This window comes from Flagellimonas lutimaris (genome assembly GCF_051494225.1).
Classification (GTDB): Bacteria; Bacteroidota; Bacteroidia; order Flavobacteriales; family Flavobacteriaceae; genus Flagellimonas; species Flagellimonas lutimaris_A.
In genome coordinates, this window is record NZ_JBNPYE010000002.1 from 26,267 (window position 1) to 44,194 (window position 17,928).

Annotated in this window: 17 protein-coding genes; 12 read left to right on the plus strand and 5 right to left on the minus strand. The window is 40.7% G+C overall.

Annotated features, from left to right (window positions below; translation table 11 throughout):
• Positions 1 to 10 precede the first annotated feature (10 nt).
• The 9 genes from ACQQ5U_RS05280 (at position 11) to ACQQ5U_RS05320 (ending at position 9,286) form a co-directional block, all read left to right on the plus strand.
• A complete protein-coding gene (locus ACQQ5U_RS05280; protein WP_437395920.1) occupies positions 11 to 796 on the plus strand; it encodes a 3-keto-disaccharide hydrolase in 786 nt (261 codons plus the stop codon).
• Positions 797 to 806: 10 nt separating this feature from the next.
• Positions 807 to 2,231, plus strand: coding sequence for a Gfo/Idh/MocA family protein (locus ACQQ5U_RS05285; protein ID WP_437395921.1), 1,425 nt, complete (start codon positions 807 to 809; stop codon positions 2,229 to 2,231).
• A 2-nt stretch (positions 2,232 to 2,233) separates the two neighbouring features.
• Entirely contained in the window at positions 2,234 to 2,755 is a 522-nt protein-coding gene (locus ACQQ5U_RS05290) for a DinB family protein (RefSeq protein ID WP_437395922.1), read from the plus strand.
• Positions 2,756 to 2,819: 64 nt separating this feature from the next.
• Positions 2,820 to 3,893, plus strand: coding sequence for a P1 family peptidase (locus ACQQ5U_RS05295; RefSeq protein ID WP_437395923.1), 1,074 nt, complete (start codon positions 2,820 to 2,822; stop codon positions 3,891 to 3,893).
• 65 nt (positions 3,894 to 3,958) lie between these two features.
• Positions 3,959 to 4,795: a DUF4328 domain-containing protein gene (locus ACQQ5U_RS05300; protein WP_437395924.1), complete on the plus strand. Its 837-nt coding sequence runs from the start codon at positions 3,959 to 3,961 to the stop codon at positions 4,793 to 4,795.
• Positions 4,796 to 4,900: 105 nt separating this feature from the next.
• On the plus strand, positions 4,901 to 6,040 hold the full coding sequence (locus tag ACQQ5U_RS05305) for an SPFH domain-containing protein (RefSeq protein WP_437395925.1): 1,140 nt from the start codon (positions 4,901 to 4,903) through the stop codon (positions 6,038 to 6,040).
• Between the two features lie 188 nt (positions 6,041 to 6,228).
• Positions 6,229 to 7,323 (plus strand): DNA helicase PriA, encoded by a 1,095-nt coding sequence (locus ACQQ5U_RS05310; protein WP_437396672.1) that lies wholly within the window; start codon positions 6,229 to 6,231, stop codon positions 7,321 to 7,323.
• Positions 7,324 to 7,326: 3 nt separating this feature from the next.
• The gene (locus tag ACQQ5U_RS05315; RefSeq protein WP_437395926.1) at positions 7,327 to 8,259 is read left to right on the plus strand and encodes an alpha/beta hydrolase family protein; all 933 of its coding nucleotides are present in this window, start codon (positions 7,327 to 7,329) and stop codon (positions 8,257 to 8,259) included.
• Complete coding sequence (locus ACQQ5U_RS05320) at positions 8,249 to 9,286, plus strand: SMP-30/gluconolactonase/LRE family protein (RefSeq protein ID WP_437395927.1); 1,038 nt, start codon at positions 8,249 to 8,251, stop codon at positions 9,284 to 9,286. The genes ACQQ5U_RS05315 and ACQQ5U_RS05320 overlap by 11 nt, the downstream gene beginning before the upstream one ends.
• Here the strand turns inward: ACQQ5U_RS05320 and ACQQ5U_RS05325 are convergent.
• The 4 genes from ACQQ5U_RS05325 to hemH are packed head-to-tail and all read right to left on the minus strand — an operon-like array spanning position 9,228 to position 13,681.
• Entirely contained in the window at positions 9,228 to 10,328 is a 1,101-nt protein-coding gene (locus ACQQ5U_RS05325) for a lactonase family protein (RefSeq protein WP_437395928.1), read from the minus strand. The genes ACQQ5U_RS05320 and ACQQ5U_RS05325 overlap by 59 nt on opposite strands.
• A gap of 54 nt (positions 10,329 to 10,382) precedes the next feature.
• A complete protein-coding gene (locus tag ACQQ5U_RS05330; protein ID WP_437395929.1) occupies positions 10,383 to 11,759 on the minus strand; it encodes an MATE family efflux transporter in 1,377 nt (458 codons plus the stop codon).
• A 53-nt stretch (positions 11,760 to 11,812) separates the two neighbouring features.
• On the minus strand, positions 11,813 to 12,604 hold the full coding sequence (locus tag ACQQ5U_RS05335; RefSeq protein ID WP_437395930.1) for a DUF3050 domain-containing protein: 792 nt from the start codon (positions 12,602 to 12,604) through the stop codon (positions 11,813 to 11,815).
• Between the two features lie 30 nt (positions 12,605 to 12,634).
• On the minus strand, positions 12,635 to 13,681 hold the full coding sequence (gene hemH, locus ACQQ5U_RS05340; protein ID WP_437395931.1) for a ferrochelatase: 1,047 nt from the start codon (positions 13,679 to 13,681) through the stop codon (positions 12,635 to 12,637).
• Between the two features lie 146 nt (positions 13,682 to 13,827).
• Between hemH and ACQQ5U_RS05345 the strand changes: the two genes are divergently transcribed.
• The 3 genes from ACQQ5U_RS05345 (at position 13,828) to ACQQ5U_RS05355 (ending at position 17,183) form a co-directional block, all read left to right on the plus strand.
• Positions 13,828 to 14,901: a mechanosensitive ion channel family protein gene (locus ACQQ5U_RS05345; RefSeq protein ID WP_437395932.1), complete on the plus strand. Its 1,074-nt coding sequence runs from the start codon at positions 13,828 to 13,830 to the stop codon at positions 14,899 to 14,901.
• A gap of 85 nt (positions 14,902 to 14,986) precedes the next feature.
• On the plus strand, positions 14,987 to 16,327 hold the full coding sequence (locus ACQQ5U_RS05350) for a hypothetical protein (RefSeq protein ID WP_437395933.1): 1,341 nt from the start codon (positions 14,987 to 14,989) through the stop codon (positions 16,325 to 16,327).
• On the plus strand, positions 16,302 to 17,183 hold the full coding sequence (locus ACQQ5U_RS05355) for an N-acetylmuramoyl-L-alanine amidase-like domain-containing protein (RefSeq protein WP_437395934.1): 882 nt from the start codon (positions 16,302 to 16,304) through the stop codon (positions 17,181 to 17,183). The genes ACQQ5U_RS05350 and ACQQ5U_RS05355 overlap by 26 nt, the downstream gene beginning before the upstream one ends.
• Here ACQQ5U_RS05355 and ACQQ5U_RS05360 read toward each other — a convergent pair.
• Complete coding sequence (locus ACQQ5U_RS05360) at positions 17,169 to 17,927, minus strand: ThuA domain-containing protein (RefSeq protein ID WP_437395935.1); 759 nt, start codon at positions 17,925 to 17,927, stop codon at positions 17,169 to 17,171. The genes ACQQ5U_RS05355 and ACQQ5U_RS05360 overlap by 15 nt on opposite strands.
• Position 17,928 lies beyond the last annotated feature (1 nt).

Genomic DNA, 17,928 nt, shown 5'->3' on the forward strand with positions numbered 1-17,928 from the left:
AAACTAAACCATGCTCAAATTTTTTAAGTTCGCAATTTTACTTTTGATAGTTGCATCTTGTAAAAACCGATCAAACAAAAAAGAACAAACAACAACCCAATCCGACGACAAAAAATCTGAATGGACCTACCTTTTTGATGGTACCAATTTGGAAGGCTGGCGCGGCTACAACATGGACTCCCTTCCTCCCGGATGGACGATAAAAGACAGTGTCCTCACTTTTGACACCGAACTGGGACTGGAACAAGATTATACTGGCGGGAAAGATATTATTTATGGTACTGAAGAGTTCGATAATTTTGAACTCTACTTGGAATGGAAAATACCCGAAGGAGCCAATAGTGGAATCTTTTATCATGTAAAAGAAGGATATGATGGCCCTCCAGTAGTAGCCCCAGAATATCAGTTAATCGACGATGAAAACTATGCCAGCATCCACGATTTGGTAGGATACAATTCGCAATTTGGTGCCGAGCACCCAGAACTACTTCAAGACTGGCAAAAAACGGGAGCCGATTATGCCATGCATACAGCGGACGAATCACAAAAACAACTGAATCCTGTAGGGGAATGGAATTCATCAAAAATTGTGTTCACTCCGGAAAAGGTGGAACACTGGCTCAATGGCAAAAAGTTATTGGAATTTACGCCATGGTCAGAAGATTGGCAAGCCAAAAAGAATTCGGGAAAATGGGACAATGCCCCCGATTATGGAAAATTTAAAACAGGCTACATTGCCCTTCAAGATCATGCGAGCCCAATTTGGTTCAGAAACATAAAAATTAAAAAACTATAACCTCCAGACCATGAACAAAAGAGAATTTATCAAGAAAAGTAGTGTGGGAGCACTAGGAATTATGCTTGCTCCTTCCATTTTAAAAGCAGGATTTCCAAAAGATAAACTTAGAACGGCCCACATTGGGGTCGGTAATATGGGAATGGAGGATTTAAAGGCGGTTTCATCCCATAAAGCAGTTGAGGTAATTGCACTCTGCGATGTAGATGCCATTAATCTCTCGGCAGCACATAAAATGCATCCGGGAGCTCGTATCTTTTTTGATTACCGCACCATGTTGGAAGAAATGAGAGACGAAATTGATGCCGTTATCGTTTCCACGCCCGATCATACGCATGCGCCAGCAGCTTTGATGGCGATGAATATGGACAAGCCCGTATACTGTCAAAAACCGCTGACGCACTATGTGTCCGAATCCAGAGAAATGAAAAAAGTTGCCGCAGAAAAAGGATTGGTAACCCAAATGGGTATTCAGGTGCATTCATTTTACGATTACAAACTGGCCACACTTTTGATTCAATCTGGAATTATTGGAAAAGTACATACCGTGCATGCATGGTCTCCAAAAAACTGGGGGTACGATGGTCCTTTACCTAAAGGAGAAGATTCCGTTCCAGACCAATTGGATTGGAACCTTTGGTTAGGCACCTCAAAAGAAAGACCGTATAAAGATGGAATGTACCACCCTGGAAATTGGAGAAAATTGATGGATTATGGCTGCGGTACCTTGGGTGATATGGGGGTTCACATTTTTGATACGCCATACAACGCATTGGAGCTGGATGTTCCAAGAACCATTATGACCCAGTGCCGACCCACCAACGGATTTGGTTTCCCAGAAAACAATACCGTTACCTATGAGTTCCCCGGTACCGAATATACTGGCAAATCCTTGAAATGGATTTGGTACGATGGCCCCGGCGCTCCAGAAATGCACGAAGATCTTATGTTACCAGGAATGGAAATGAAAAAGGACGAAAAATCCAAAGATGATGGTGATGAGAATAAAATTTCGTTGGATGCCGGTATAGCCGCTGAAAACGAATTGCCGGAACAGGGTGCCATGTTTGTCGGAACCAAAGGACGTTTGTTGCTACCCCACTTTATGCAGTTACCAAAGAAAATACGAAAAGGGAAATACGTGGATATCTCCAAAGAAATTGCCAAGGTCTCTGAAGAACACAATTTGGGTGAACCTATCCGAAACTATGGTACTGAAGGACCTAAGCACTACCATCAGTTTGTGGATGCCTGTTTGGGCAAGGATACCACCACTGCTCCTTTTGATTATGCGGCCAGGTTGACCGAAACTATTTTATTAGGCACGATTGCAGGTCGATTCCCTGGTGAGACATTACATTGGGACGCAGAAACCGCCCGATTCAAAGAAGAAAAAGCCAATAAATATTTGGCAGGAGATTATCGAAATTTTTAACCATGAATAAACAAAGTTCGATATCACCTCCCGAGGAGTATTGGTTGAGCGGTCCCATACCTGAAATATCCCCGCTTTTGCAACCAGCTGCACATGCATTGTTGCAATCGGTTCGAGAAGTAAAAACCTATTTACTTGATTTCCCTGAAGAAAAGCTTTGGGAAAAACCGTTTGGCAGGGCTTCCGTGGGGTTTCATTTAAAACATTTGACAGGGGTTTTAGATCGATTGCTCACCTATTCGAAAGGGAAATTGTTGACTACCGAACAACTGGAATACCTAAAAAAAGAAGGGGACGGACAGGACGCTCCATCATCAAAACATCTGATTGACAATTTTGAAGAGAAGGTCACGGAAGCGTTGAACCACCTTAAAACCATTCCTGATACCATGCTCTCCGAAGAAAGGTTTGTGGGAAGGCAAAAACTGCCATCAACGGTAATCGGTTTGCTTTTTCATGCAGCTGAACATAGCCAACGACATGTGGGTCAATTGCTGGTGACGGTAAGCACCCTAAAAGATTAATCTTGCGGATATCACCATGCAAAACCGAAGTCTTTGTTTTTTGTTATTCATATTTCCAATAGTAATGCTTTCACAAAATCGGCTTCGGGACCATGGGATTGAAATTGGGGTACTACAACCGGGGACTTTGAATGCCATTACAGATGTACCAGGCGTTCAGGTTGGCCATACCACCATAATTCAAGGGGAAGATATTAGAACTGGAGTCACATCCATTTTGCCCCATTCCGGTAATATTTTTCAGGAAAAGGTGCCCGCAGCTATCTATGTGGGCAACGGATTCGGTAAACTCGCAGGTTATACCCAAGTAAAGGAACTGGGCAATCTGGAAACCCCGATTATTTTGACCAATACCTTGAGTGTTCCCACAGCCATGAATGCCGTTATTGGGTATACGCTCCATCAGCCCAAAAACGAAAATGTCCGTTCGGTGAATGCTATTGTTGGTGAAACCAATGATGGCTACCTCAACGATATTAGAGGTCGTCATGTTACAGAAGAGCATGTACTAAAAGCCATAGAAAATGCAAAATCGGGACCTGTCACCGAAGGTAATATAGGTGCGGGAACCGGAACTATCTGTTTTGGATTTAAAGGCGGTATTGGAACATCTTCCAGAATATTACCGAAAAAATCCGGGGGTTATACGGTGGGTGTTTTGGTACAAACCAACTTTGGAGGGGTCTTGCAAGTGGCTGGTGTTGAAGTTGGCAAGAAGTTGGGACATTATTCCAATAGTTTTAAATATTCGCCAGATGGTTCCTGTATGATGGTGGTTCTCACCAACGCTCCTTTGGATTCTAGGAATTTGGAACGCTTGGCCAAAAGGGCCATGATGGGTCTTTCAAAAACAGGGGGCATTGCCAGTAATGGAAGCGGCGATTATGTGATTGCTGTTTCCACGGCAGAGGAATGCAGAATTCCTTATCAAAGTGAAAATCCCATTCAAACTGTGCCGACTTTACGTAATGAAGCCATGACCCCTCTTTTTTTAGCCACTATTGAAGCTACAGAAGAAGCCATCCTCAATTCCCTTTTTGCAGGGGAAACCATTATTGGGCGAGATGGGCACAAAATTGAAGCACTTCCCAAGGAAAAAGTATTGAAAATGCTGAAGGAAGCTGGGAAAATGAAGTAGTAACTCTTGCTAAAACAATATCCTAAAACCAACCCCGTTTCAATTTAAACGACTAACCAAATACAATGACAAGAGCTGAACGATTGGTTTCTTGCAAACAATGCAAAAACCGCCACTTAGACTTCAACAAGGGACTACTATGCAATCTTACTGGTAAAGAGGCTGATTTTGAAGGGAAATGTCCAGACTTTGAACAAGATGCATCAAACACTTACATCAAAAAACCTAAAGAGGCAATTCGACCCAATACGAAAAGAGCACAATGGGCGCAATATCTTATTTGGGCCATACTAGGATTCAGTTTATTGTCCTTAATATCCTCCTATCTTCAATATGACCTATTGTTAAAAGTCCAAGAAGGATTCTATGTATCCGAACATGAATTAACGAACAATGACCTAAGGGAAGGAGTCATAGGAATCATTACTGTGGTGCTGTATATTACCTCAGCTGTTTTATTCATTAGATGGTTTCGGAGGGCCTACTATAATTTAAATAACAGAACCGATACAAGGTATGATGAAGGTTGGGCTGCAGGCAGTTGGTTCGTGCCAATAATAAATTTATTTAGACCTTACCAGATCATGAAGGAAATTGATGACGAGACTTGTTTATTAATTCAAAAATATAATCAACAACCTATTGCCAAAAGCTCAGATATAATAGGGTTTTGGTGGACCTTTTGGATTATTGCAGGCATTTTAGGGCGTTACATTTTTAAATCCAGTCTAAAAGCAGAGACCCTTCAAGAACTCATGACTAGTACACAGGCCGACATGATTGGTATAGTAGTCGACATTCCACTATCCTTATTGGCCATCTTTATGATCAAGGCAATTTCTAAAAAGGAGAATCTTTTACTTCAGTTGGAAACAAAATCCCAAGAAGAGACCGAAATTTAGTTTTTCCACATGCCCCGTAACATTTCCGACCGATTTCACACTAATCTAACGGAAGCAATCTTCTTTTTTTATAAATTAAGCATCGAATAAACTAAAAACACTACCATGGATATTTTTGGAAAAATCAAGGAAAAACTCAGTAATGAGTTTATCGACATTATCGAGTGGCTCGATTATACCGATGACACTATCGCTTACAGATTTGAGCGCTACCAGAACGAAATAAAGAACGGTGCCAAACTAATTGTCCGTGAAGGGCAGACCGCTGTTTTTATTAACGAAGGACAACTGGCCGATGTCTTTGAACCGGGCACCTACGACCTTACCACAAAAAACTTGCCCATACTTGCCACTTTGAAAGGTTGGAAATATGGTTTTAATTCTCCTTTTAAAGCGGAGGTGTACTTTGTGAACACCCACCTTTTTACCGATGAAAAATGGGGGACCAAAAGTCCTATCACTTTAAGCGATGACCGATTTGGTCTGGTTGAAATAAGAGCTTTTGGAACCTATGCTTTTAAAATTGCGGATGCTGGAAAATTTATTAAGGACATTGTTGGGACGGACAGTAACTTCACCAATTTTGAAATTAACGAGCACTTAAAAAGTTTGATTGCAACACGATTTACAGATACCGTTGGCGAAGCCAACCTTCCAATTGAACTTTACGCTGCCAATACTTCCGAATTGTCCGATACGTGCCGTGAGGTAATGGCCCCGGAATTTCAAACAGTAGGTATTTCTTTGGAAAAATTCTATATCGAAAATGTCTCCATGCCCGAAGACCTCAAAAAAGAAATCTTCGAGTATAGCCGAATTGACAAGCTCGACCTTGATAAGTTGACTAAATTCAAAACAGCCAAAGCCATCGAGGCCGCTGCCCAAAACGAAGGTGGCACCGCAGGTGCCGGTATGGGCATGGGTATGGGATTTGTGCTTGCACAGCAAATGGGCGGTATGATGGGCGGAACCATGCATGCCAATCCTCAGGGAGCTACACAACCATTGCCTGGAGCCGTGCCCCCACCAATGCCAACACAAACCATGTATTACTACGCAGCAAACGGAGTACAACACGGCCCTGTAAGCTTTGAGCAAATGCAATCCCTATTTGCTTCGCGAACCATTAACCGCGATAGTTTGGTATGGAAACAGGGAATGTCCGCTTGGATGGCCTTAAAAGAGGTGGACGATCTAAAATCATTCTTGGGAGGCAATACACCGCCACCTTTACCAACGGAATAGTTTATTATTCAATGTTATTTCGAAATGAGTTGCTTAGCAACGATTGAGAAATCTCAACTTTCTGATTTAGATTTCTCAGTCGCAGACTCCTTCGAAATAACAACCAAAAAGTCAATTACCCTGTCATTCCAGTGAAAACTGGAATCCAAAAAAATCATCAAGATTCCCGCCTCCGCGGGAATGAAGATATGGAAGATCAAAAAATCCAAAAATCCGAACTCAAAAAAGCCTGCACTAATTGCGGAGCAGAGCTCAAATACAAGCCCGGTACCACAAGTATCAGTTGTGAATATTGTGGACATGAGGAGACCATCGCTGTAGATAAAAATGGGTTTAAGGAATTGGAACTTGACCCTTTCCTAAAGGAAATGGGCGCGCAAAAGCACAGTGAGGAAATTTCCATGCTGCATTGCAAAAATTGCGGTGCCGACCAACATGTGGAAGAAAACTACAAATCGCTCCATTGTGTGTATTGTGGTCAGCCTTTGGTAATAGAAGACGCCTACAAAGAAAACTGGATTTTGCCCGGTGCAGTGTTACCCTTTCAAATTGATAAAAAACAATCTTTCACCATTTTTAAAAAATGGGTAAAACGCTTATGGTTTGCACCGAACAACTTAAAAAAAGCATCGTTAGACCCTCAGTTCACAAAAGGTCTTTATTTACCCTATTGGACTTTTGACGCACAACTCTACGCCTCCTACACCGGTCAACGGGGCGAATATTATTACGAAACCAAAAGGGTTCGTAACGCCAATGGAAAGATGGTGACCCAAAGGGTCAGGAAAACAAGATGGTACCCAGCATCTGGTCAAGTTTCCGGATTTGTAGACGATACTTTGATCAAAGCTTCGCACCAGAAAACCGGGAGAATCCCAGATAAAATTGCCTCGTGGGATTTAAAAAAGCTTCAACCTTTCGATAGTGGATTTCTGTCCGGATTTGTCACCGAAAAATATACCATTCCTCTAAAAGACGGTCATCTGCATTCGAAAGAAGTAGCAAAAGATATCGCCGATACATGGTGCAGGCATGATATTGGTGGAGATACCCAACGTGTGCTCTCTATGGACATGGAATTATCCGAGGAGACCTTTAAACACATTTTGTTGCCCGTTTATGTGAGTGCTTATCGATTCAACGGTAAGGAGTACAACTTTTTTATTAATGGGGAAAATGGACGGATATCGGGCACACGACCCTACAGCTTTTGGAAAATCTTCTTTACCGTGCTGGCTGTGTTGGCGGTTATTGGTGTTATTGTGTTCCTTTCAAAAAAATAAACAATGAAAAAGATTCTATTACTTTTACTTCTCATTCCTATTGCTTCTTGCGCCCAAGACGGAAAAATTATATCAAAAGAATCTCTTGTCCTTTCCGACTCCATAAAAATACGATTGGCCAAAAGAGTGCCCCATCTTGATTCCATTCAATTCTCTAGAATAACCTATTTATCGGACGGCCTAAAGGTTACCGGATACATTGCCGAGCCAAAAAAACAAGGTATTTATCCCTGTATCATATCGAATCGTGGCGGCAATAGAGATTTTGGGGAGTGGACACCTTTGAGCATTGGTTTTTTTATGGGTAAAATGGCCAGCTGGGGATATGTAGTGGTCGCCAGTCAATATCGGGGTAACGATGGTGGTGAAGGATTGGAACAGTTTGGTGGCGATGATGTGAACGATGTTTTGAATTTAGTGCCTGTCTTGAGTCAACTGCCGAAGGCGGATACGACTCGAATTGGGATAGAAGGAGGTAGTCGCGGTGGAATGATGACCTATTTGGCATTAAGAAAATCCTGTACATTCAAGGCAGCAGCAGTAATTGCCGGAGTGGCGGATTCGCATCTCAACATATTAAAGCGACCGGAAATGGAAGAACATGTGTATTCAGAACTTGTTCCCAATTACATTACGGACAAGGAAAACCAATTGGACCAACGTTCCGCTGTGCAATGGGCCGATGAGATGTGCAAAAGCACCCCACTTTTAATCATGCATGGGAGTGCTGATTGGAGGGTTTCCCCAGAAGAATCGCTGCACCTGGTGAATCAATTGTACAAGTACAAACATCCAACGCGGTTTATCCTTTTTGAAGGAGCCGACCACGGTATTCGAGAGTATCGGGAAGATAAGTTCCATGCGATAAAAAATCACTTTGACCGATATGTTAGGGATAAAAGCCCACTTCCCAATATGGAACCACATGGAAGATAATTTCAAGAAAATTATGTGCCCCAACATAATTAAAACAATTTGTTTAGGGTTGTTAATTAACTTCATATCCTGTGCTAAAAATCCATCATCTACACTTTTGTATATTGAAAAGGATTTGATTCCAGAAGGCATAGCCATTGACCCCGTTTCAGAAAAAGTATTTTTGAACAGTCTTTATAAAAACAAAATTGTGCGGTTTGATTTGGATGGAAGACACCCTCAGGATTTCATACAAAAAAATCAATTTGGTTATTTACCAGGTTTTGGAATGACCGTTAAGAGAGACACGCTTTATGCTTTGGGCAACAGCCATACCACACCAAGCAACCAATCTATTTTGTTATTGTTAAAGGTTTCTACCGGGGAATTGATCAAAAAATACACCTTAAAAAGTTTGGGTAAAACTTACCTCAACGACATTGCTGTGGACACCAACGGTAAATTTTTCATAACCGACTCCGAAAGTTCAGATATTTATTCCCAAAATAGGGAAACTGGACATTTGGAAACATTTTTTTCAGATGAAAATATAGCCCATTCAAATGGAATCGCGATTTCTCCAAATGGCAAATTCCTTTATATAGCTTCTATGGAGAGTGGACTGCGCGTTTTGGACATCGCCTCAAAAAAATTAATCAACCGACCCAATAAGTTTAAAGGCATTGATGGATTGAAATTTTACAAAAAAAATTTAATCGCTATCGTTAATGCAAGAAAAGAACCCGAAAAAAACGGAGTATTTCAATATAAATTGAATCCAAAAGGTTCTGAAATTATTGGCCCCTCCAAACTAATGGCATTTGAAAGCCCCACAGACATTCCAACCACCTTTGCCATTTTTGATGACCATATGTATTTTGTCTCTGACTCTCAAATGGACTTGTTAAATGACAGCGCAAATAAAATTATTGATTCTACAAAACTTGAAGCCTACCGATTGATTAAAAGAAGTCTCTTAAAACAAACATTTATTTCAAAAACACCAAACAAACCGGATTGGGGTGTCCGGTCTCATTCAAAAAAGTAAGTGTCCCTTTTTCCACATCTCTTTTAAAGACAGTAATATTGCTGGTCTTTTTATTGGCGACCAACAAAAATTCCCCTGTTGGGTCCATAGAAAAGTTTCTAGGCCAATCCCCATGAACCGATTCCCTGCCTACCAATTCCAATTCACCGGTAGAGTCATCAACAGCAAAAACAACGATGGTATTCTCCCCACGATTGGAACCATATAAAAACTTTCCATCGGGCGATAAATGAATGTCCGCACAAAAGCTTTCCCCATCAAAATTAGCATCCAAGGTCGGAACCACTTGAATTTCTATATAATTTCCATTCTCAACATTTTCAAAAACGGAAATTGAACTGTTCAACTCATTTATGACGTAGAGTATTTTTCCATTTTTACCATAGGTAAAGTGTCTTGGGCCAGCTCCATCCTCAAATGGTATGGAAGCTTGTTCTGCAGGCACAAAAGTTCCATCTTTTTGCACATATCTTTTGATGGCATCCAATCCCAAATCTGTCACCATAAGTCCATAAGCATCGAATTGGGCCATGTGCGCATGGGAGGTTTTAACCGTGTCCAAGACTTTGTGGTCAATTACTTGCGGGTCGTTTCCAAGAGAACCATCTGTATTCAATGAAAATAAAGAGACATTACCCCCTGTGTAATTGGCTACGGCCAATTTTCCATCTCCAGAAAGGGAAACATGGCATGGATGTGCCCCTTGGGTGCCCATGCTGTTTTGAAGTTCCAATATGTCATTGTTCAAACTAAAGGCCGTAACACCGCCACCCAAACTGTCAAAATCAGCTGTTTCCTGGACGGCGTAGAGGTTCTTCTTGTCATTTGAAATGGCCAAATAGGATGGGTTTGCCAGCTTTGCCGCCAGTTTTTCGTTGGAAAGCTCACCTGTGTTTGTATCAAAAGTATAGGTGTAGATGCCTTCACTATCACCATCGGTATAGGTTCCAACAAATAGGGTATACATGGGTTTTTCTTCAGGTTTTTCGTTGCAGGCGATTGTCAAAATAGCAATAAGCCCTGCCAGAATAATTTTTTTCATGGATGCTTGGTTATGGCCATCCAAATTAAACATTCTATATGAAAGAATCGATATCTAGGATAGTTCGGATTTGATTTCCTTTTGAAGAAAGAAGCCCGTGACAATGGTAGAAAGTACATCTGCTATACAGAAAGATAACCATACCCCTATTTCTCCCATAAAATTAGGAAGCACCAAGATCAAAGGGATAAAAAAGAATCCTTGTCGTGTTAACGTCAACAATAAAGCTGGAATCGCTTTTCCAATGGCTTGAAAATAGGCGGCCCCTATCAACTGTATGGCAATAATTGGGGTTGCGGCGAACACCAAACGCATGGCCAAGGGTGTATGCTGCAGTACAAAATTGTTGGCTTCTATTTCTTCCGCGGATAATTCGGCCCGATTACTCAAAAACAATGAGGCAATTTCTGCAGGGAAAACCATCAGCACCACAAAAACAATAGTTGCCATCAATGCGGCATATTTAATCGCTGTATAAATGGACTCTTTTACCCTATCGTACTTGACCGCACCATAATTATAGCCTGCGATGGGCAAAAAACCTTGGGTAACCCCAAAAACAGGGAAGAGAGCAAACATCAACATTCTACCGATAATGGCATAAACCGCCACCATGGCCTCACCTCCCAAGTTGAACAATATATTGTTCATCAACAAATAGGTGATACTGGTTACTGCCTGTCTGGCCAAAGTAACAAAGCCCAATGAACCGATCTCTTTTAAAATGGGACGATCTAATCCGAAATGAGAGATATTAATTTTTAATTCTGAATTATCCGATAGAAAAAAATAAAACACATAGAAGAAACAAAGCAAATAGCCTACCGTGGTTGCCCATGCAGCACCATGCATACCCCAATCAAAAACATAAATAAAAATGTAGTCCATGAGCAGGTTTCCAATGGAGGGTATGATCATGGCAATCATTGCAAACTTGGGTTTCCCTTCCGCTCTTATTACCGTATTTCCCATCATACAAAGGGCCAAAAAGGGAACCCCGTACAAAATGATCGTGTAATATATTTTTGCTGGATCAAAAATGGAGCCTTTACCTCCAAAGGTCGGAATCAGGTCGTCCACATAATAAAGTCCCAGTGCCACCATGGTTATGGTAACCACTAAGGTCAATGTGATTTGGTTTCCAAATGTTTTAAGTGCCTTTTCTTTATTGTTGGCACCGAGCGCCCGGGAAATAATACTGGAACCCCCTATACCAATAGCCATTCCCAAGGCCGCAATAAAGAAGGAAACTGGCAACACTACATTTATGGCGGCAATGGCAATGGAGCCAATCCAATTCCCAACAAAAATGGAATCTACCAAAACGTTCAAGGACATTACCAGTATGCCGATTGAAGCGGGCACTGCCTGTTTGATCAGTAATTTTCCTATGGGTTCTTCACCGAGATCGTTAGAGGTTATTTTGGCCATGCCAGAGAAATTCTTTGGGTAAAAAATAAAGTGAATAGTCTATCCCTTCAAATCTACGACGCATCCACCAAACTACCTTTGTTCTCGGTTAGTTTTTTGGCAATACTGTCCCATAGTTCTATTCTTAACTGAAGGGCTTTTTTACTGAACTCGCTCACATCGTTCCATTTTTGCTCATCGGAACCACATAGGGCATTGATCATACGCAATGCCAAAGGACCATGTTCGTCTCCATCCAACTCAATATGCCTTTTGAGATAGTATTCGAGTTTTTTATACTTACGCGGACCATCTTCTCCACTATTTTCGATGATTCCCAAGAACATGTCTGGAATCAAATCTTCGCGACCAAACGTAAAGGCAGCTGCGATAATGTGCGGTTGATGGCTTTTAATGACATCAAAAGTGAACTGTAGAAAATTATTTTCTGCTTCATTAAGTCCAGCTTTTTCAATTTGGTTTGATATTACTTCCAGATCCGTGAAGGATGAAATAACCCTTTGAACTTTTTGGGTATCGGCATTGACTTCTTGCATCGCATCCAAGTACATCTCAAAATGACTTTTGGCTTCTCCCTTTTCGTTGAAATCGCTTTCTTCTTCCAAAACAATCTCATTGATGAATCGTGTCACCGAAGTATCGATAGCTGGATGCCAAGGTAATCCCACACAGGTCAAATGTTGCTGAAGGGCTTTTAAGAGCGACATAAAATCCCAAACGGCATACACATGGCTCTCCATAAAGATTTTAATATCATCCACAGACTCTAGTTGTGCGTATAGCTCGTGATTTTTGAGTTGCTCCCGAAAAGGGTGAAGCTCCTGCTCCAGGTTTTCAATCTTCATAGTGATATTTTTCTCTTCTTTTTAAGGAGTTTATCGGATGTTGGTTTCTGGCAGGGCATCTTTTTCTTCCCATTCCTTTATCCATTTAGCCATAAGTTCGGCCCAATCATCACGATCGTTCAAGCATGGAACGTGAATGTATTCCCTACCGCCTGCTTCTTGGAATTGTTCTTTTCCTTCCATAGCTATTTCTTCTAAGGTCTCCAGACAATCGCTAACAAATGCTGGGGTAATCACCGCTAAATTTTTAATTCCTTCTTTGCCGAATCGTTCAAACTCCTTATCTGTAAATGGCTGTAGCCATGGGTCGCTGCCCAATCGTGATTGGAACGAAGTGCTCACCTTATCTTCGGGCAGGTCCAATTCTTTTTTTACCAATTCGGTGGTATCGTAACATTGGTGTCTATAACATGTATGGTGTGCAACAGAATTTGTTTTACAGCACTCCCCATTCAGTTGGCAATGGAATTTTGTTGGGTCTGATTTTTTAATGTGCCGCTCTGGAATCCCGTGATAAGAGAACAATACATGATCGTAATCAAAACCCTTTAGGCCTTCGGCGATGCTTTTTGATAATATTTTGATGTAATCCTGATTGCTGTAAAAAGCGGGCAAGGTGGTCAAGTGCATTTCGGGAAAATCCTCTTGTTGCACCTCAAGTGCTTTTACCACCACTGTTTCGTACGAGGACATAGCGTAATGCGGATACAGCGGAACTAAGAATACTTCATCTACCCCTTTGTCTTTCAATTCATGTAATCCCTTTTTTATGGACATGGAACCGTATCGCATTCCCAAAGCAATTGGAAGGTCCGTTTTCTGCTTAACCTTTTCCATAAACCGTTCAGAAATAACAATTAAAGGAGAACCTTCATCCCACCAAATTTTGGAATAGGCTTCGGCTGATTTTTTGGGACGTGTGTTCAAAATAATCCCTCGAACTATTATGTTTCTAAGGATAGGGTTTACATCGATAACACGTTCGTCCATCAAAAATTCATCCAAATATGGCTTAACATCCTTGGCGGTTGGGTTATCTGGCGAGCCCAAATTAACCAATAAAACTCCTTTTTTCACGGCTTTTCTGTTTAGGCCGCTAAAATACAACACGAAGAGGACTTCACCTTTTCCGTATTCAAATACTTTCTTATGATGAAATAATGATTCTCGATTTTGTTTGAGCTTAATGTCTTACGAAGACTTTTCTACCTTATTTTTGGAATATGGAGTCCTTTTACGACAATGTTTCCAAAGAATCTCTTATCTATTTGGGTGTGGCCCTCGTTGTACTCATCATCCTTTATTGGAGCACTTCCATACTAATGAAACGTTTGGGTAAAAACCCAAAATACTTGTTGCCTAAAAGTGCCTTCAAAAGATTGGCAACACCTTTGGTGTTGATCTTTGTTTCGGTTCTGCTCCGGTTGAAGGCTTTGCGTGACCTTTTAAATTTGGAAGATGCCGGGTTCTGGTTTAAAAAAGCAAGTACAATTCTCTTCATTTTTGCAATGGCCTGGCTAATGATCGCTTTGCTCAAAATCATAAAAAAGGTAGTCATACAAAATTATGACATTGGAGTGGCGGACAACCTAAAGGCACGAAAGGTATATACGCAGTTCACCATTCTGGAACGTATTTTTATTTTCATCATAATTCTGTTGGCAACCGGGTTTGCCTTAATGAGTTTTGAGGAAATCAGAGAAGTGGGCATCAGTATTTTTGCCTCCGCAGGGGTCGCTGGAATTATCATCGGTTTTTCTGCACAGCAGTTTATCGGAACTATTTTAGCAGGTGTCCAAATTGCCATTGCCCAACCCATAAAACTGGATGATGTGGTAATCGTGGAAGGTGAATGGGGACGAATCGAAGAGATTACCTTGACATACGTAGTGGTGGGCATTTGGGACAAAAGACGCCTAATTGTACCTACACCCTATTTTATAAATCAACCTTTTCAAAACTGGACCAAAACTTCCTCCGACCTTTTGGGAACCGTTTTTTTGTATGTGGATTATAATGTGCCTTTTGATAAACTGCGTGAAGAACAAACCCGTATTCTAAAGAATACCGACCTGTGGGATGGCAAGGTGGATGTGCTTCAAGTTACCGACACCAAACCCAATTATGTTGAGATAAGATGTCTTATGAGTGCCAAAGATTCACCTACTGCTTGGGATCTACGGGTGCTTGTTCGCGAGAAACTTATTGGGTTTTTGCAGGACAATTATCCTGAAAGCATTGCAAGAACCACCCGATTGACGGTTGAACAAAAGAATGAAGGCCAAACAAACTCATAAGTTCAACTTCGTTTTTTACTATTGGACAGAATTTTCTACGGTATTTTATTGAGATACTTATCTTTAGTGCAACTAAACTATGCACATGAAAAATCTATTTCCAATGTTGTTGGGGATCCTTTTTATTTGTTATGGATGTTCCAAAGATGAATCACAACCACCCAATCCCAATCCTACAGAAGGAGAAGAACCAACAACGGAAAACCCTGAAGAACAAGAGCCGGAAATGGTGACCTATTTTACTTTTGAGGCTTTAACCAACACCGGTGATACAGATGATTGGGTCATCATTCATGATGAAAATGGCGTTTTGTTAGACTTTAAATCTTTCGAGTTTGGAGACAATTTTGAATTTCAGGTTTTAAAAGAAGAACCCCATCCCGATAATTTCACCATTACACTATTCAACTACAAAAATTCAGTTGAAGGTGAAATGTTGCATACCTTCAAATCGTATCCAAATATATCGGCGGAATCTCATTGGAAATATACATCAAATGCTGGGGCAAACAACGATTCTGCTAGAGATTCTTCCACGGGTAGCTTCAATATAACAATTAAGAATGTATCACCAAAATACCGATGGATTTCTGACAGAAATGGGATTCTTGTAGCGACTGGTGGGCCAGACCTTCCAGGATTTACCGGCAATTATACCCATGAAAACATTCCAATTTATGATAACCCTGATTTCTTTTTTACGATATATGACTCAAGCAATAATTTAAAATACTACTCAATAGAAAATGTGAGTGACGGAGATGATATTACCTTGGACTATTCGGACTTTAAGTCTTTTGATAGCTATTTGGAGGTTGAGTTGCCCAACACAACTTCAACATATAAACTATCATCCATTTCAGCTGTTTTTGAAGATGATCAATCAATGAACTTGAGTGGCGGAAAATTCACATCATATTTTTTCGCAGATGCGGAGCCTCCCAGTCCACTCAAACTTGGTTACTTGGATACTTACTCTAAATATTTAAGTATTATAAGTTATAATAGTGATGAGTTTTTATATGCTTACACAAAATTCGGCGATAGACCTGATGAAATTATAATTCCAGAGAACAAATCAATCACTATTTTAAACGAGTCCATTTACAACTATCAATTTGAGACGAACTTAGATTTTCAAATGAAAGATGTTTTATGGGAGGTTACAGAAGGTGAAAGATATGTCGATTTGGTTCAAACAACTTGGAACATCTTTTCCGCCCCTAGCTTTTCAGGAACAATTGGGGAAATACCCACAGAAATTCAAGAAGCATATTCAAATTTAAAAATTGAAGACCTAAATTTGACCTCAACATCCTTACATTTAGATTTCATCAATTATACTGACTTGATTCAGGTGGAATTTATCACTCCAGAATTAAAAACATATTACAAGCCTCATGAATATTTTAAATTTAAACATTAAGGCAGGCCACATTTTATGTCTGCTTTTCTTTCTAGGGCTTTTATCTAAAACTTCGGCCCAACAAATCACTTGTTCCCCAGAAGACAAATCTCTTTTCGAGGTTAAGATGTCCGATTTGGAGCAAACAAAAGCATCAAGCTTAGGTGATACCATAGCTTTGGTAGGGCAATCGTTTATGGGAACACCCTATGTCGAAAAAACTTTGGAAGTTGGCGATACGGAAACCTTGGTCGTGAATTTTGGAGGGCTGGATTGCACCACCTTTGTGGAAAATGTATTGGCTTTTAGCCTTATGCTCCAAAATCAGCAGACAGCTTTTGAGAATTTTACCGATAATTTAGAAACCGTTCGGTATAGAAATGGGAATTTGCAAGGGTACTCCTCTCGTTTACATTATTTTACAGAATGGATTCGGAACAACGAGAAAAAAGGGTTGGTCAAGGACATAACTAGAGAATTGGGTGGTGTTGAACTGGAAAAACCCATTAATTTTATGGGAACGCACCGCAATCTTTATCCATTTTTGGCCAGCAACGAGAACTTTGAAGCCATGTTGAAGGTCGAAAAAGAACTTGCCAAAGAAAAGCTCTGTTATTTACCGCAAGACCAAATTGAAAGTAAGGAACATCTTATCAAATCAGGTGACATTCTTGCTTTGGCCACTTCTATAAAAGGATTGGATGTAACCCACACGGGAATTGCCATCCATCAACCGGATGGAAGGTTACATTTATTGCACGCCTCCAGCAAAAATGGCGAAGTTGAAATTTCCGAACTGCCTTTGGCAGATTATTTGAAAAACATCAAGAGCAATATTGGGATTATTGTAGCGAGACCAACCCTACTTTCGCTTTAAGCACCATTCGATTGCTCCCAAAAGATGCTTTCGGAACATAGGTTCGTCATAAGCGTCCTCTGTATGGCCTCCTCCTGTGTAAAAAGACCGCCCTCCGTCAAATTCGTGATACCACGCAATAGGATGGTTGGACCCATTGGTACCGCCTTCGTAGCTGCTCTCATCCAAGTTGAGTAAAACAGTGGTGTTCGGGTTTAGGTTTTTATAGTTATACCACTCATCTGTCCTTGTCCACGAATTTTGCAAATGCTCTGTAGATGGATGAGCTTTGCTTACCACATCTATTTTAGCCTTTCGAACATTCGGGTCATTGGGATGTCCGTTAAAATATCCTCCTACCAATTTTCCATACCAAGGCCAATCATATTCGGTGTCACATGCGGAATGAATACCGAGAAAACTTCCACCCGCTTTAATATAACCTTCAAAGGCAGTTTGTTGCGCATTGTCCAATACATCGAGTGTGGTATTTAAAAACACAACCAGTTTGTAGTTCTTCAGGTTCTGAGCAGTAAAATCTTCCCCCGATTCTGTTTGTAATGCAATAAAGCCATTTTGTCGACCCAATTCTCTGAGGGTTTGCACGCCTTTTTCAATGGATTTATGTCTCCAACCCTCAGTTTTGGTAAATACTAGTACCAATTCGGGCATTTTTTGAGTTTCATCTTCAGTTGTAGGCCCATCTTGTGCTGTTATTTGAAAGGTAAAACAAAAAACGAGCAGGGACAGTGCAAATAATTTCATA